Source organism: Limibacillus halophilus (assembly GCF_014191775.1).
GTDB classification, from domain to species: Bacteria; Pseudomonadota; Alphaproteobacteria; order Kiloniellales; family CECT-8803; genus Limibacillus; species Limibacillus halophilus.
Genome location: NZ_JACHXA010000001.1, coordinates 144,057 through 159,303, shown reverse-complemented (window position 1 = coordinate 159,303; position 15,247 = coordinate 144,057). Strand labels below are relative to the sequence as shown.

Genomic DNA, 15,247 nt, shown 5'->3' with positions numbered 1-15,247 from the left:
TAATAAAATTTTGCAAAAAGATCGCTAGCAGCTTTGTCGCGTGCGAGCAAGCAGGTCGCTGATATTCAAGAGACTTTCGGCAATATGTGGATAATTCTGTGTAAAGAACGTGCAAGATATGTGCGAGAAATCCGCTTTTTTGCACAGATTTTTGCGTTTGGGCGGTTCTGTAATGCTTGTCAGCGAGCCGCTTTGGCGTAACCCTTAAGTCACGTGAAAGCGTCGGGTTCGAAGATCCGGCGGCCCGGCCAGAGGATCACGGTTCAGGCTTCAAGCCCACCGCCTTATGGCAGCGGCGTCGCGATCATAGAACCTTCCCGGTAAAGTCGGCCTTTCGGGGTCGAAGGTGCCGGGCGGTTGGAAGACGGGTCCTTCGGGACAGGTTTTCCGATTGGGGAGCCTCGGTGGACCGGTAACCACTTGCTTCCTTTGCCGCCTCTCAGTCCATCCCTGCGCGGGCTGATTGGCGGATTGCCCACCCCCTCTTCGGGGGGGTGTGCCAGGACCCTTCGGGGACCAGGTGCCGGGCGGCTTCCTTCGGGAACCGCACGCGGTGGGCGCGGAAGTAGGAAAGGTGCCGCGAAGATTTGAGGTTTCCGATGTGGGGCCGTGGACCCGGTTCGCCGGGGAAGCCGTTCTCGCCGCTGCCGCTGACGGGGTCGCCAGGTCCGATCGACGGCGCGCGATGAAACGAAAAAAACCTCCCGCTTTTACGCGGGTTCCCCCTAAAAAGGGTTCCCGAGGCGCCGGGCCAACGGTTCACCCCGTGGCCCGGCGCTTCTCGTTTGTGCGGCCTATGCCGCGCTGTTTGGAAGCCGCGCGGCTTAGCGGCGCGGCATCAAGACCCAGTAATCCAGCTCCAGCACCGTTGCCGGGTCGATGCGGCCTTCGCTATCGGCGAAGGGATGGTCTTGGCAGGGTCTATTTTTCGTGGCCACGGTCCGCAGACGCAGTGCACCGATATCATTGCGAGCCGGAATCGCAGCTGAATCCAGCACTTCGCTCCAGGCATAGATCGTGTCCCCGCCAAAGGTCGGGTTGCAGTGACGGCCGCCGTTGATGGCCGCGACGTTCAACGCATTGGCCAGTCCGTTGAAACTGAGCGCACGGGCTATCGAAATGACGTGACCGCCATAAACAATGCGCTTGCCGAAGCGGCCGCCGCTTTCGGCGTGCTGATTGAAATGTACCCGGGCGGTGTTGTGATAGAGGCGGGTCGCGAGCTGGTGCTCCGCTTCTTCAATCGTCATCCCGTCGACGTGGTCTATTTTCTCGCCAGCGCTGTAGCCTTCCCAGAGATGCGGCGAGCCGGAAAGCGTCGTGTCGTAGTCTTTGCCCACCATGTTCTCCGGCACGATAAGCTGGTCCGCAGAGATCGCGTCGGGAAGGCTGGGTACGACCGGTTCGGGCGCGGCGCTGCCCGCATCTCGTTTGTGCACCATGACCCAACGGGTATAGCGCAGAACTGCTTCTCCACGCTGATTGTGTCCGGTCGTCTCGACATAGACGGTGCCCGTCTTACCGCTGGAGTTTTCCTTACGGCCTATGACTTTAGAGACGGCGGTCAGGCTGTCACCCGGAAAGACGGGCAAAAGGAAGCGCCCATCGGCGTAGCCTAGATTGGCAACCGCATTGAGGGAGATATCCGGTACCGATTTTCCGAAAACCAGATGGAAGACCAATAGGTCATCCAGTGGCGCGCGCGCCAACCCCAAACCCTGTGCGAAGCTGTCGGCGCTGTTGAGTGCGAAGCGGCTGCCATAGAGCGCCGTATAGAGCGCCTGGTCGCCGCTAGTCGCTGTTCGCGGCGTCGCGTGAACCAGGGTCTCTCCAGGGCGAAAATCCTCGAAGAAGCGGCCGGAATTGGTTTTGCAGCCGGTATCGGTTTTTGCCATTGCAGCTTGTCTCCTCGCCTCCTGGGTCGATCAGTTATCCGCGGGCGCCAGTGCGGCAATGGCCTGTGAGAGCGCGACCAGACGTTTTGCGCTTTCGACGTGAAGGTTCTCGATCAACTTTCCGTCGATCACCACCACGCCCTGACCGTCCGCGACCGCCTGTGCATGAGCGGCGATAATCTTACGTGACCATGCGATCTCCGCTTCATCCGGGGCAAAGGTTTCGTTCGCGGCAGCTATCGTCTTGGGATGGATCAAGGTTTTGCCGTCAAATCCCAGGTCTCGTCCCTGTTGGCAGGCGGCGCGGAATCCAGCGTCGTCCGACAGGTCCAGATGAACACCATCGACAATAGCCTTGCTGTGGGCCCTGGCGGCTAGCACGCAAAGGCTCAAGGCGGTCAACACCGGAAGGCGATCCGGTGTGTGCGCTGCCTGCAGGTCCTTGACGAGATCGGACGTTCCCATGACGAGACAGGAAAGACGGGGCGTCGCACCGGCTATTTCTGGGGCGTTAAGAATGCCCAACGGTGTTTCCATCATGACTTGGATCGCCATTTTCTCCGGCGCACCGGCGGAAATCATGCGTGCTTCGAGTTCTTGCACCATCGTCGCGGTCGAAACCTTGGGCAGCAGGATGGCATCCGCCGAAGTCTTGGCGATGGCGGCGATATCCTCGGCGGCCCAAGGCGAATCAAGACTGTTGATCCGCACCGCGATTTCACGTTTGCCGTAGCCGCCTTCGGCAAGGGCTGCGACGATCTGCGCGCGCGCGGCGGTCTTGGCTTCCGGCGCAACCGCATCCTCTAGATCCAGGATCAAGGCGTCAGCTGGCAGGGCGCGGCCTTTCTCCAGGGCGCGTGGGTTCGAGCCGGGCATGTAGAGAACGCTGCGGCGTGGGCGGACGGTGTGAGTCATCGCGGTTTCTGTTCCCCCTGGAATATTGCAGTGCGGTATAGCCTCGTTCAGGGATCGCTACAATGCAAGACGAAGCTGTGCCAAACTGCGATTCGAGGGCAGTCGCAGGAGATTCACGGGCCATGTCGGTCTTATCGATTCAGTCGCACGTTGTCTTTGGGCACGTTGGGAATGCCGTGGCCGCGTTTGCGCTGCAACGGCTGGGTATCGAGGTCTGGCCGGCGATGACCGTGCAGCTCGCTCATCATACCGGACACGGCCCGGCAAAGGGTGGGCCCCTGACGTTGGATAACCTTGAAGCGGTTACCCAGGGGTTGGATGACCTGGGCGTTCTTTCCAAATGCCGGGCCGTGCTGTCGGGTTATCTTGGTTCGGCGGAGCTCGGCCAGGCGGTTTTGAACGCTGTTGCGTTGGTAAAGGAGGCAAACCCAGACGCCTTTTACGTATGCGACCCGGTGATGGGCGATGACGGCGAGCTTTACGTCAGCCCGGAGATCCCCCGGTTTTTCCGAGAAGAAGCCTTGCCTCAAGCCGACGTGTTGACACCGAACCTCTTTGAGCTGAGCTTGCTCACCGGTTGGCATATTGAGCGGCGTCTGGACCTGTTGAGCGCTTCCGAATGGCTGCTTGAAGGCGGGTTGGACTGCCTTTTGGTAACCTCGGTCGATCTTGTGGATAGCCCGCCCGATAGCATCGAGATGCTGGTCGCCGGGCCCAAGGGCATTTGGCGGCTGGTCACGCCGCGATTGACGCTCACGCACAAGGCCGGCGGGGCCGGAGACCTCACGGCGGCACTGTTCATCGGTCACCTGCTACAGGGTCGGGGCATGGACGAGGCCTTGGCATTGGCCGGCTCATCGGTTCATGCCCTGCTCAGGGCGAAGGCGGAGGATGCGCTCGACTTGCCGCTGGTGGCTGCTCAGGAGTTCCTGGTCAAGCCGCCGACGCTCTACGAGGTCGAACAGGTCGTCTGAGAAGGGTTGCCAGGCGTCCCTATAGGCCCAGGACATCACGCATTGAGTAGAGGCCAGGCTTGCGGCCCTTCGTCCAGAGGGCGGCTTTTACCGCGCCAGAGGCGAAGACGCTGCGATTGGTGGCTTTGTGCGTGACCTCGATGCGTTCGCCGTTTCCGGCAAAAATCACCGTATGGTCGCCGACCACGTCGCCGCCGCGCAGCGATTGGAATCCGATGGTGCCGCGCTGGCGGACGCCGGTATGACCGTCGCGCACTCTGACCGCCGCCGTTTCCAATGCGACCTCGCGGCCCTTAGCCGCCGCCTCGCCCAGCATTAATGCCGTGCCCGAGGGGGCATCGACCTTGTGTTTGTGGTGCATCTCCACAATCTCGATATCGAAATCGGGATCCAGCGCCTTGGCCACCTGCTCCACGAGATTGACCAGCAGGTTGACGCCCAGGCTCATGTTGCCTGCCTTGACAATTGGGGTGTGCGTCGCCGCCTCGGCGATCTCGGCCTCTTCCTCTGCCGAGATACCGGTGGTGCCGATGACGTAGGCGACCTGCCGTTCGCTTGCAAGCTTGGCCGTGGCGGTGGTGGAAGCCGGGCTGGTGAAGTCGATCAGGACATCGCTGAGGGCGATTAGGGCGGTGGCGTCGTCGCCTACTTTCAAGCTCAAGGGTCCGAGCCCCGCCAGTTCGCCCAGGTCGCGGCCGACAGCTTCGCTGCCCGGCCGCTCAATACCGCCGGACAGAACGGCGCCGCTGGTCGCGGCCACGGTCTGAATCAACATCCGGCCCATGCGACCGCCCGCGCCGACTATTCCTATTCTGGTATCCGCCATCTTCCGTTTCCCCCAATCATCGCAGCTTGCTTTAGCATGTAGGCGTTGCGGGGAAAAGGCGCGTTACTCGGTGAGGCCATCCCAGAATTCCTTGACCTTGGCGAAGAAGCCGTCGGACTGGGGTGAGGTCTTCTGGCCCTTGCTCTCGGTCTGGAATTCCTCCAACAGCTCTTTCTGGCGCTTGGTAAGGTTTACCGGCGTTTCCACCTGAACCTGGATATAGAGATCGCCGCGCGCCGAAGAGCGCAGCACGCTCATGCCCTTGCCGCGCAGCCTGAAGGAGTGGCCGTTCTGGGTGCCTTCGGGAATCTGCAGTCTTGCGCGCTTGCCGTCGATCACCGGCACTTCCAGGGTGCCGCCCAGGGCAGCCGTGGTCATGGGGATCGGCACGTTGCAGAAAAGATGCGCGCCCTCGCGCTTGAAGAAGCGATGCGCCTTGACGGAAATAAACACGTAGAGGTCGCCGGGGCCGCCGCCACGCAGGCCCGCCTCTCCCTTGCCCGATAGCCGAATCGGCGTGCCGTCTTCGACACCGGCCGGGATCTGGATTGCCAGGGTCTGATTCTTCTCAATCCGGCCTTGTCCGTGGCAGCTGTGGCAGGGGTCTTCGATGACCCGGCCTTGTCCCTGACAGCGCGGACAGGTTCGCTCGATGGTGAAAAAGCCCGACTGCTGTCGTACGCGCCCGCGACCCGCGCAAGTACCGCAGGTCGTCGGTTGGGAGCCTGGTTCGGCTCCGGTGCCGTTGCAAGGTTCGCAGGCAACGGATGTCGGAACGTGGACTTGGGCCTTCTTGCCCTCGAAGGCTTCCTCCAGGGTGATTTCCAGATTGATCCGAATATCGGAACCGCGAGTCCCTGCCGACTGGCGTCTCTGTCCGCCGCCGCCGCCCATGAAGTCGCCGAACATCTCGTCGAAAATATCGGCAAATCCGCCGCCGAAATCGCCGCCGCCGCCGCCCCTCGGACCCCCGCCCATGTTGCCGTCGAAGGCGGCATGACCGAAGCGGTCGTAAGCGGCACGCTTCTGTTCGTCCTTCAGAACGTCATAAGCGTCATTGGCCTCGCGAAATTTTTCTTCGGCTTCCTTGCTGTCCGGATTACGGTCCGGATGATACTTCATGGCGAGCTTCCGGTAGGCCTTCTTGATCTCGTCGATCGAGGCCCCTTTGGATACGCCCAGCGTTTCGTAAAAATCCCGTTTAGCCATCGATGTGGATGCCCTCTCCGCCGCGTCGTCCGGATCCCGCCCCGGATACGGCCGCGTGGTGCGGCCGATCCGGCAGCGGTCGAACCGGGTTCGTTACGAGTTTTTCTTCGACTCGTCGTCGTCGACTTCTTCGAAGTCGGCATCCACGACGCCTTCGTCCGCGGCAGCGCCGCTTCCACTTTGGCCGCCTTCGCCCTGGGCTGCGTCACCCTGGGCTTCCTCGCCCTGCTTATAGAGCGCTTCGCCGATTTTCATGGAAGCCTGTACAAGTGCTTCCGTCTTGGCTTTGATGGCCTCAAGGTCGTCGCCGTCCTTGACGCTTTTCAGGTCGTCGATGGCTGCCTGAACTTCTTGCTTCTCCGCGTCACCAAGCTTGTCGCCGACTTCGCTGAGCGACTTTTCGGACTGATGGATCAGGGCATCGGCCTGGTTGCGCAGTTCGGCAACTTCGCGCCGCTTCTTGTCTTCTTCCGCGTGCGCTTCGGCGTCCCGGACCATCTTCTCGACCTCGTCGTCGGCAAGACCGCCGGAAGCTTGGATGCGAATCTGCTGCTCTTTGCCCGTGGCCTTGTCTTTCGCCGAGACCTGAACGATGCCGTTGGCGTCGATATCGAAGGTCACTTCGATCTGCGGCATGCCACGCTGCGCCGGAGGCAGTCCGACCAGATCGAACTGGCCGAGCAACTTGTTGTCGGCCGCCATTTCCCGCTCACCCTGGAAAACGCGGATGGTCACCGCCGTCTGGTTGTCCTCGGCGGTCGAGAAAACCTGACTCTTCTTGGTCGGAATGGTGGTATTGCGGTCGATCAGTCGGGTAAAGACACCGCCCAGGGTCTCAATACCCAAAGACAGCGGCGTCACGTCGAGCAGCAGGACGTCCTTGACGTCACCCTGCAACACGCCGCCCTGGATAGCAGCGCCGATGGCCACGACCTCGTCGGGGTTGACGCCCTTGTGGGGCTCCTTGCCGAAGAAGGTCTTCACCGTCTCCTGAATCTTGGGCATGCGGGTCATGCCGCCGACGAGAATAACCTCGTCGATATCACCCGCGGTCAAGCCGGCGTCCTTGAGGGCGGTCTTGCAAGGCTTGACGGTTCGCTGCACCAGATCGTCCACCAAGCTTTCCAGCTTGGCCCGCGAAAGTTTGATGTTGAGGTGCTTGGGGCCGGACTGGTCGGCGGTGATGAAGGGCAGGTTGACTTCCGTCTGCGTGCTGGCGCTGAGCTCAATCTTCGCCTTCTCTGCGGCTTCTTTAAGGCGCTGCAAAGCCAGCTTGTCCTCGCGCAGGTCGATGCCCTGCTCTTTCTTGAACTCGTCGGCCAGGTACTCGATGATCCGATTGTCGAAGTCTTCACCACCCAGGAAAGTGTCGCCATTGGTGGCCTTAACTTCGAAGACACCATCGCCGATCTCCAGGATGGAAACGTCGAACGTGCCGCCGCCAAGGTCGTAGACCGCGACGGTGCCGCTCTTGTTCTTTTCAAGACCATAGGCCAGGGCAGCGGCGGTCGGCTCGTTGATAATACGCAGCACTTCCAAGCCGGCAATCTTGCCGGCGTCCTTGGTAGCCTGGCGCTGTGAATCATTAAAATAAGCCGGAACCGTGATGACGGCCTTCTCGACCTTCTCGCCCAGGTACCCTTCGGCTGTTTCCTTCATTTTCTGCAGGATGAAGGCGGAAATCTGGCTAGGGCTGTACTTCTCGTCGTGCGCCTGAACCCAGGCGTCGCCGTTGTCGGCCTTGACGATCTGGTAGGGCACCAGTTCCTGGTCCTTCTTCGCGGTCGGGTCGTCGAAGCGACGACCGATCAAGCGCTTAATGGCAAACAGCGTATTGCTGGGGTTGGTGACCGCCTGGCGTTTCGCAGGCTGACCCACAAGGCGCTCGCCGTCCTTGGTAAAGGCGACCATGGAGGGGGTCGTGCGTGCACCCTCGGCGTTCTCAATGACCTTAGCCTGCTTACCATCCATGATGGCGATACAGGAGTTTGTGGTTCCCAGGTCGATTCCGATGACTTTGCTCATGTGTTTCCTCTTTTCCAGCAGACCTCTCGGGTGGCCTTCCAGCAGAAGCGCCACCGCTTCGGTCCCCAAAAGGTTTTCGTCTACATTCGGCTCATTGCGACGGCTATGATGATCACGTCGCTCCAACGCGCTATATAGTCAAGACTGGCGCGCCTGCAAGCATTGAAACCGTTTGACGTGCAGGGTTTTTATGTCGCGGCGTGCCAAAACGCCAGTCTAGAAAGTCACAGAGCCTAAGGAGCCGACCCGCGATGGCTAACGATAAGAAAGAGCAAGCAGACGCGCCACGACAGCGCACAGCCTTGTTGTTGGTTGCAATAGCGGTGATAGGCGTCTTGATGATGTTGGCCGGCGAGCTGCTGCTCGACAGTGTGATTCTGTCTCGTTTGGGCAGCTATGTCGCGCTTGCGGGCGGGGCAGTTTATTTTTTGTTGCGGCGTCGCGGCCGCTCCCGAAAGGGAGAGGAAACAGGGTGATCGGGGGTGTTGGCTATTTCCCGGAGTTTCTTTGCGGTGAGCAGCAGCGGACTTTGGTCGCCGCTATAGCGTCCGTGCTGCAGGAAGCGCCGTTTTTTACACCGGTGATGCCCCGCAGCGGCAAGAGCTTCTCGGTCTGCATGACCAACACAGGCCCCCTGGGCTGGGTATCGGACCGCCAAGGCGGCTATCGTTATCAGGCTTGTCACCCGAACACCGGACGGCGCTGGCCGCCAATCCCGCAATCGGTGCTGGATGTCTGGTCTTCGGTCGCAGAATATTCTCATCCGCCGGAGGCCTGCCTCGTCAACTACTATCGGCCTGGCGCGCGTATGGGGTTGCATCAGGACCGGGACGAGGAAGAGCTTGCCGCGCCCGTCGTTTCGATCTCTTTGGGGGATACCGGCCTGTTTCGGATCGCAGCGGATCGGCAAGGGCCTTCGAGCGTCGTTAAGCTGCGTTCAGGCGATGTGTTGGTGATGGCGGGGCCTGCGCGGCTGTCCTACCATGGTATAGACCGTATTCTGGGGGGCTCCAGCCGGCTGTTGACCGGGCCACTGTTTCCCGACGGCGGTCGGATCAACCTCACACTGCGTCGCGTTACGCGACCTTGACGATGACCGGTACGTGGTCCGAGGGTTTTTCCCAGGTGCGGGTATCCCGGAAGACCTCATAGCCGGCGATCGCCGCGTTTCCTGCCGCGTTGGCAAGGACATGGTCCAAGCGCCATCCATAGTCCTTCTCAAAAGACTGAGCGAAGCGGTAACCCCACCAGCTGTAAAGCGGCTTATCCTCGGAGACAAAGCGCCGACCCACGTCGGTGAGCGCGCCTGAGGCCAACAATTGCTGGAAGCGTTCAGTTTCCGTCGGTGTATGGCCGACGCTGCGCAGCAACTTTTTGTGGTTCCAAACGTCATTTTCCCACGGTGCGATGTTCAAGTCGCCAACCAGGATCATGGCTCGATCATCGTTTTTCCGATCTGCCGCCCACTGCGCCATCTCGTCATAGAACCCTAGCTTGTGCGCAAACTTCTCATTCTTTTCCGGGTCGGGCGTCGGGCCGCCCGAAGGAGCGTAAAAGTTATGAATCTCAAGGCCGCCATCCAACTCAACGGATGCATGGCGGCAGTCGTCTTTGCCCCACCACGCACGCCGCTCTCCCACGGCCTTGAACGGGCGGCGAGAAAGAACGGCGACGCCGTTGTAGCTTTTCTGTCCAATGATAACCTGATGCGTGAAACCCATCGCCTTGATTTCTTCGGCGGGAAACTCCTCGTCCCGAACCTTGGTCTCCTGCAGGCACAGAACATCGGGGCTCTTTTCTTCCACAAGCCGCGCCAGACCGTCCAGGCGTTGGCGCAGGGAATTGACGTTCCAGGTGGCAAGGGTAAGGGCGCTCATGCTGTATCCTCTCCGGTGCGCGGGTCGGCAGGACGAATCCAAGCCCGTCAAACGTTGGGCGCGCAGTCTGCCGCCCTAGGTGGGGTCAGGGCAAGCCGAACCTTGTGACGATGCTTCGCGATCAAGGTGGGGGCGGATTTCAGGCAAAAAAGAACGCCCGGCTCGGGGGGAGGAGATCCGGGCGTTCTCGTTTGAGCTCCTAAGAGCTGGGAGTTCCGGCAGGGGAACACGGAACTTCCCTCTTATGCGTTACTCACCGTTGCGGCTTTCACTCATGAGTATGAATCTAGGTCGCAGAATGTATCTTGCAATAGGGTGCGGCGCACAATCGTATGCATCTCAGGAATAGCTGCCTTGGCGGGCATGCAGAGCCGAAACGACGAACCAAAGCTCAGACGGCCAAGGCCAGGCGGCCCTGCGCCCTGGCTTCCGCACGTTGCCGGGCGGCGTCGCCGAAGGCCTCAAACATTTTCAGTGAAGCGGGGTTCTCCCGGACCTTGTATTCCGGATGCCACTGCACGCCGAGCGCAAAAGTGCTGGCGCCCTTGACGCTCACCGCCTCGTACGTGCCGTCTGGCGCGATCGCCTCAATGGCCAAACGGTCCGCGACCTGATCGATGGCCTGCCAGTGAAGCGAATTAATCTCAATCCTTCGGACACCAAGTATTTTCTCAAGTTCGCCGCCGGGTGTCAGATCAACGGAATGGCGCGGCCCATACTTGATATCCATATTCTCGACCTTGGGCGCCCGGTGATCCAGACGACCTTCAAGCTCATGAACCCTTGGATAGAGTGTCCCACCAAGGGCCACATTAAGCTCCTGATAACCGCGGCAGATTGCAAACAGGGGTACGCCATGCTCCAGCGCCAGCTCGATCAGGGGTAGCGTCGTTTCGTCGCGCCACTCGTCATGGGGCTCGGCTTCCGGTGTAGGGGTCTGGCCATAACGCGTAGGGTGAACATTTGATGGACTGCCGGTCAGCATTATGCCGTCCAGACGGTCAATCATCTCAGCGAGTGGAATAAGATCACCCAGCGCTGGGAAGACGACGGGAATTCCCTTTGCGCCAAGACTGACGGCGCGCACGTACTTGTCGCCTACCACATGGAACGGCATTTGATCCATGGACCGGACGCAGGCCGGAACGCCAATGAGGGGTTGCTTTGCTGTCATACCCGATAGCTAGCGCTGAACCTGACAAAGCGCAAGAGCGTTAGCATGCGGTAGAGTTTATGAGCAGCCCTAGCACGGGCTTGTGTATTGCCTTCGCCTTCAAGGCGCGGCATATCACGCGCTATGGAAAACGCGATCGAAGAACTTCTGACATACAAGGGACTGATCGTCGCACTTTGGCTGGGGGCTTTTTTCGTGGCCGAACGGCTCTATCCTGCAGCGCCTCTGCCGCCGGAACTGGGGGCGGCAACAGCACGATCCAGTTGGCTGCGGTTGGCGCGCAATGCGTCTCTCTGGCTGGTTAATGTCGGACTGTCGCCCCTGATCGTCCTGCCGCTTTCACTTTGGGCAAGCGGCCAGATACTCAATTGGAGACCCGATTGGTGGAGCGGCGCCTTAGGTCTGGCTTTCGATCTTATCCTGCTCGATTTCCTGATCTACTGGTGGCACCGGGCCAATCACGTCGTGGGGTTCCTCTGGCGGTTCCACGAGGTGCATCACCTGGATCGCTTTTTGGACACCACTTCGGCGGTGCGTTTCCATTTCGGCGAGGTTGTGCTGTCGGCGCTGGCCCGTGCGGGCGTCATCATTCTGCTCGGTATGCCTTTTACATCCGTGGTCGTGTTCGAGGTGGTGGTGCTTTGCGCCGCGATATTTCACCACTCCAACCTCCGCCTGCCGGCGGTAGTCGAGAAACCGCTGTCCAAGGTGATCGTAACGCCTTCAATTCACTGGGTGCATCACCATGCGGTGCGCAAGGACACCGATTCGAACTACGGTACGCTCTTTAGCTTCTGGGATCGTCTATTTGCGTCCTTCAGCCGCAATCATCGACAAACCGACATGGTAATCGGCGTCGAAGCACGGCCCGAGCGATCTTTGCTGGGTCTTTTGGCGCGGCCGTTTACGGGATGATCGTGAGACCGGTCAACGGTCCGACGCGCTGCCGCTGAGCGGCAGCGTGTACTCGCTGAAATCGAACGCCTTGTCGGGAATCGGGTCGTTGAAGCGCGGATCCAAGAGCGTGATCTGAATAATCATTCCCTGTGCGTCAACGATCTGCCAGCGTTGAAGACTGAGTGGATTCTCATTGAACTGCAGGGTCACGGTTCCCTGATCAAGCTTATCTTCTTCAACGAGCGACACCAGAACCGTGCCGCCGCGCCGCTTCAATTCGACGATACGTAAGGGTTGATCGAAGGATACCTGTTCCCGCAGCAAGAACCAGATAGGAGTTTGCTCGACATCGATGCGTGTCGCTTCTTCCAAGTCCCGGTCGTAGTAAAAAAGTACATCACCGTCAGATATCATGACGATGGGGTGGGGCGCATCATACTCAAAGCGCATCTTGCCTGGCCGATCCAGGTGCAGCATGCCCTCCGCGTAGGCGCCGTTGGACGCGAGCTGGGCATAACGCGCCGTGATCGTGTCGATCCCGTTGAGATATGCTTCGATTTTCCCGAGCAGCCGCGCGGCCTCCGATCCCTTGTCGGCGCCGTCGATACCACTGGTCTTGAAATCACCCAGGTTGGGCGAAGCGTTCTGCGCTTTCGCCGGGAGGCCGGCGGCCAGCAGCGCGCCTAACAGCAGTAGAGGCAATAGACGCAGTCGGGTGATCTGAAATCTTTTCATATTTGCCTTCGCCATGTTTTGCATGATTTGAGGGTGAAAGCCGCGGTAGCGGTCGTGCCAAGACAATGGTGTTGCTTATCTTGCCTGACAAGGCCGGTACACCAGATCGCCGTTACTAGGCGACAAGCATGGCAATTCTATGACGGGTTTCTTGGCTGCCGGTCTGGCGTGTGTCGCTCAGCCGTCTCCACCAACCAGAATTTCACGCTTACCAACATGGTTGGCCTTGCTGACCAAGCCTTCCTGTTCCATGCGTTCAATCAAACGTGCAGCCCGGTTGTAGCCGATCTGCAGGTGGCGCTGGACGAAGGAAGTTGAAGCCTTACGTTCGCGCAACACCAAGGCTACCGCCTGATCGTAAAGCTCGTCGCCGCTGCCGCCTCCGTTGATGCCTCCACCATCGCCACCGGGCATCAGGATGTCGCCGCCGACCTCCGTTTCATCGGTGACCGATTCGAGGTACTCCGGCTCACCCAGATCGCGGAGGTGATTGACGACGCGCTCGACCTCCTCGTCGGTGACAAGCGGTCCATGAACGCGCGTGATGCGGCCGCCGTGCGCCATGTAGAGCATATCGCCCTGGCCCAGCAACTGCTCCGCACCCATCTCGCCCAAGATCGTACGGCTGTCGATCTTGGAGGTGACGTGGAACGAGATGCGTGTAGGGAAGTTGGCCTTGATCGTGCCGGTGATGACATCGACCGACGGGCGCTGCGTTGCCATGATGAGGTGGATGCCCGCCGCACGCGCCATCTGCGCCAAGCGCTGGATCGCACCCTCCACATCCTTGCCGGCGACCAGCATCAGGTCGGCCATTTCGTCGACGATCACCACGATGAAAGGCAGTGCCGTCAGATCAAACGGCTGTTCCTCGTAGATCGGTTGGCCAGTGTCCGGATCGAAGCCGGTTTGCACCTTGCGCGTCAGCACCTCACCCTTCCGTTGGGCTTCGTCGACCCGCTGGTTGTAACCCTCGATAGAGCGCACGCCGAGCCGCGACATGGCCTGATAACGCTGCTCCATTTCGCGAACGGCCCATTTCAAGGCGACGACCGCCTTGCGCGGATCGGTGACTACCGGTGAGAGCAAGTGCGGGATTCCGTCATAGACCGACAATTCGAGCATCTTCGGGTCGACCATGATGAAACGGCATTGCTCGGGCGATAGGCGGTAGAGCAGGCTGAGGATCATCGCATTGACCGAGACCGACTTGCCCGATCCGGTGGTGCCGGCGACCAGCAAGTGCGGCATGCGGGCCAGATCGGCGACGAGCGGCTGTCCGCCAATGTCCTTGCCAAGCACCAATGGCAGCTTTGCCCGCGTATCCTGGTAAATGTCGGAGGCCAGCACCTCGCGGAGCCAAACGGTGTCACGCTTTTTGTTGGGGAGCTCGATGCCGATCACGCTGGAGCCCGGGACGACCGCCACACGCACCGACAAGGCGCTCATCGAACGGGCGATGTCATCCGCCAGACCGATGACCCGGCTTGTCTTGGTTCCAGGCGCAGGCTCCAGTTCATATCGCGTAACCACGGGTCCTGGCCGCACCTTCACGATCTCGCCTTTGACGCCAAAGTCCTGTAACACGCCTTCCAGCAGGCGGGCGTTCTTTTCCAGGGCGTCGTTGCTATGCTCAGCGTTGACAACCTCTGGCGGCGGCGTTCGCAACAGCTCCAAGTCAGGTCCCGCGTAGTCGCCAGGGTTGCCGAGTTTTAGGCTGCCCTGTTTCTGCGCCGCGGTTTGCCGTGGGGCTTTCTTCTCCTCAGGCTTGCTCGGGATATCCGTCGGGCCCTTGGCGGCACTACCGCGGGCAGCGGGTTTTCGGGGGCCGTCATCGCCACGCTTGCCGGTATCCAGTCGCGGCTCCACGCGATCGCTACGCGGCGGTGCATCCTCCTCGTCCTCGCCGTCAGATCCCGTGAGCGGCTTGAAGCGCGCCCAGAAACCGGCAAGAGACGGCAGCCGCGGCATGGAGGGACGTTCGGTCAGGAAAGAAGGGAAAGAAAGACCGCCCGCGCTTTCACTGGCCTTGTTTCCGGCGCTGGTTCTAGCTTCAGATTTACGGGCAGATTTTGGCTCCGGACGGGACTTCTTGCCCTTAGCATCCACCTGCCGGCGTGGGAACAGCCAGGTGGCGCCGCGCCCCAGTGCGCGCCAGTCACGACCTGTTAGCGCCAAGCAAAAGCCCAGCAGACACAGGCCCAAAACAAGGCCGATCAACCCCAACAGCCAAAGCGCCAGTCCGAAGGTGCCTTTGAGAGCGCTGGCCAACAGCGCGCCCGAGAACCCACCCAAATTCGAGGGGAAAGGCCAACCTTCGGGCCGAGGCAGCGTCTCCATCGCCATGGCAATGCACAATAGACCGATAGGCAGCAACGTCAGCCGCAGCCACATCCGTTCGAGCGTGTGATCGCGCAGAATCCGATAACCCCAGGTCATGAAGATGACCGCCAGAACCAAAGTGGCGAGCCCCAGGCTTTGCAGCAGAAGATCGGCAGCATAGGCACCCGGCAGGCCCAGCAGGTTTGTAGCTTCGGTCGTCGTTGCGCGGTTGAGAGACGGGTCGTTGGGGTTGTAACTGATGCTGGCGGCGATCAGGGCCGGGCCGAGGGCAAACAAAAGCACCCCGAGCAACTCGATTGCGCGGTTGCGCAGAAATGCGCTCGCATTCTCCGGTAACAGGCGGCTCGCACCGCGTCCGGCTGTAGAATCTCTCACCG

Annotated in this window: 13 protein-coding genes; 4 read left to right on the top strand and 9 right to left on the bottom strand. The window is 60.4% G+C overall.

The window, feature by feature from the left end:
- Nucleotides 1-824: 824 nt before the first annotated feature.
- On the bottom strand, nucleotides 825-1,895 hold the full coding sequence (locus tag FHR98_RS00715; RefSeq protein WP_183414691.1) for a MaoC family dehydratase: 1,071 nt from the start codon (nucleotides 1,893-1,895) through the stop codon (nucleotides 825-827).
- A gap of 30 nt (nucleotides 1,896-1,925) precedes the next feature.
- Nucleotides 1,926-2,810 carry an HpcH/HpaI aldolase/citrate lyase family protein gene (locus FHR98_RS00710; RefSeq protein ID WP_183414690.1) on the bottom strand — a complete coding sequence of 295 codons (885 nt, stop codon included), beginning with the start codon at nucleotides 2,808-2,810 and terminating at the stop codon, nucleotides 1,926-1,928.
- A gap of 62 nt (nucleotides 2,811-2,872) precedes the next feature.
- On the opposite strand from FHR98_RS00710, the gene pdxY reads away from it, so the two are divergent.
- Complete coding sequence (gene pdxY, locus FHR98_RS00705; RefSeq protein WP_221205659.1) at nucleotides 2,873-3,784, top strand: pyridoxal kinase PdxY; 912 nt, start codon at nucleotides 2,873-2,875, stop codon at nucleotides 3,782-3,784.
- 19 nt (nucleotides 3,785-3,803) lie between these two features.
- Here pdxY and dapB read toward each other — a convergent pair whose 3' ends face one another.
- From dapB to dnaK, 3 genes are all read right to left on the bottom strand, one after another.
- Complete coding sequence (gene dapB / locus FHR98_RS00700; protein WP_183414689.1) at nucleotides 3,804-4,610, bottom strand: 4-hydroxy-tetrahydrodipicolinate reductase; 807 nt, start codon at nucleotides 4,608-4,610, stop codon at nucleotides 3,804-3,806.
- Between the two features lie 63 nt (nucleotides 4,611-4,673).
- Complete coding sequence (dnaJ, locus tag FHR98_RS00695) at nucleotides 4,674-5,819, bottom strand: molecular chaperone DnaJ (protein ID WP_183414688.1); 1,146 nt, start codon at nucleotides 5,817-5,819, stop codon at nucleotides 4,674-4,676.
- Nucleotides 5,820-5,912: 93 nt separating this feature from the next.
- A complete protein-coding gene (gene dnaK / locus FHR98_RS00690) occupies nucleotides 5,913-7,844 on the bottom strand; it encodes a molecular chaperone DnaK (RefSeq protein WP_183414687.1) in 1,932 nt (643 codons plus the stop codon).
- A 251-nt stretch (nucleotides 7,845-8,095) separates the two neighbouring features.
- Between dnaK and FHR98_RS00685 the strand changes: the two genes are divergently transcribed.
- A complete protein-coding gene (locus FHR98_RS00685; protein WP_183414686.1) occupies nucleotides 8,096-8,320 on the top strand; it encodes a DUF3040 domain-containing protein in 225 nt (74 codons plus the stop codon).
- On the top strand, nucleotides 8,317-8,934 hold the full coding sequence (locus tag FHR98_RS00680; RefSeq protein WP_183414685.1) for an alpha-ketoglutarate-dependent dioxygenase AlkB family protein: 618 nt from the start codon (nucleotides 8,317-8,319) through the stop codon (nucleotides 8,932-8,934). The genes FHR98_RS00685 and FHR98_RS00680 overlap by 4 nt, the downstream gene beginning before the upstream one ends.
- On the opposite strand, the gene xth is transcribed toward FHR98_RS00680, so the two are convergent.
- Nucleotides 8,921-9,721: an exodeoxyribonuclease III gene (xth, locus tag FHR98_RS00675; RefSeq protein ID WP_183414684.1), complete on the bottom strand. Its 801-nt coding sequence runs from the start codon at nucleotides 9,719-9,721 to the stop codon at nucleotides 8,921-8,923. The genes FHR98_RS00680 and xth overlap by 14 nt on opposite strands.
- Before the next feature lie 391 nt (nucleotides 9,722-10,112).
- Entirely contained in the window at nucleotides 10,113-10,895 is a 783-nt protein-coding gene (locus FHR98_RS00670; protein ID WP_183414683.1) for a gamma-glutamyl-gamma-aminobutyrate hydrolase family protein, read from the bottom strand.
- 123 nt (nucleotides 10,896-11,018) lie between these two features.
- Here FHR98_RS00670 and FHR98_RS00665 point away from each other — a divergent pair, with 123 nt between their 5' ends.
- Nucleotides 11,019-11,810 (top strand): sterol desaturase family protein, encoded by a 792-nt coding sequence (locus FHR98_RS00665; protein ID WP_183414682.1) that lies wholly within the window; start codon nucleotides 11,019-11,021, stop codon nucleotides 11,808-11,810.
- Between the two features lie 12 nt (nucleotides 11,811-11,822).
- Here the strand turns inward: FHR98_RS00665 and FHR98_RS00660 are convergent, their stop codons facing one another.
- Both FHR98_RS00660 and FHR98_RS00655 read right to left on the bottom strand, forming a co-directional pair.
- The gene (locus tag FHR98_RS00660) at nucleotides 11,823-12,527 is read right to left on the bottom strand and encodes a LolA family protein (RefSeq protein WP_183414681.1); all 705 of its coding nucleotides are present in this window, start codon (nucleotides 12,525-12,527) and stop codon (nucleotides 11,823-11,825) included.
- 177 nt (nucleotides 12,528-12,704) lie between these two features.
- The gene (locus tag FHR98_RS00655; RefSeq protein WP_322091196.1) at nucleotides 12,705-15,245 is read right to left on the bottom strand and encodes a DNA translocase FtsK; all 2,541 of its coding nucleotides are present in this window, start codon (nucleotides 15,243-15,245) and stop codon (nucleotides 12,705-12,707) included.
- Nucleotides 15,246-15,247 lie beyond the last annotated feature (2 nt).

Bases quoted from the DNA above. Each gene is read 5' to 3' on its own strand.
- FHR98_RS00715 (WP_183414691.1), bottom strand. From the start codon at position 1,895: ATGGCAAAAACCGATACCGGCTGCAAAACCAATTCCGGCCGCTTCTTC.
- FHR98_RS00710 (WP_183414690.1), bottom strand. From the start codon at position 2,810: ATGACTCACACCGTCCGCCCACGCCGCAGCGTTCTCTACATGCCCGGC.
- pdxY (WP_221205659.1), top strand. From the start codon at position 2,873: ATGCAAGACGAAGCTGTGCCAAACTGCGATTCGAGGGCAGTCGCAGGA.
- dapB (WP_183414689.1), bottom strand. From the start codon at position 4,610: ATGGCGGATACCAGAATAGGAATAGTCGGCGCGGGCGGTCGCATGGGC.
- dnaJ (WP_183414688.1), bottom strand. From the start codon at position 5,819: ATGGCTAAACGGGATTTTTACGAAACGCTGGGCGTATCCAAAGGGGCC.
- dnaK (WP_183414687.1), bottom strand. From the start codon at position 7,844: ATGAGCAAAGTCATCGGAATCGACCTGGGAACCACAAACTCCTGTATC.
- FHR98_RS00685 (WP_183414686.1), top strand. From the start codon at position 8,096: ATGGCTAACGATAAGAAAGAGCAAGCAGACGCGCCACGACAGCGCACA.
- xth (WP_183414684.1), bottom strand. From the start codon at position 9,721: ATGAGCGCCCTTACCCTTGCCACCTGGAACGTCAATTCCCTGCGCCAA.
- FHR98_RS00670 (WP_183414683.1), bottom strand. From the start codon at position 10,895: ATGACAGCAAAGCAACCCCTCATTGGCGTTCCGGCCTGCGTCCGGTCC.
- FHR98_RS00665 (WP_183414682.1), top strand. From the start codon at position 11,019: ATGGAAAACGCGATCGAAGAACTTCTGACATACAAGGGACTGATCGTC.
- FHR98_RS00660 (WP_183414681.1), bottom strand. From the start codon at position 12,527: ATGAAAAGATTTCAGATCACCCGACTGCGTCTATTGCCTCTACTGCTG.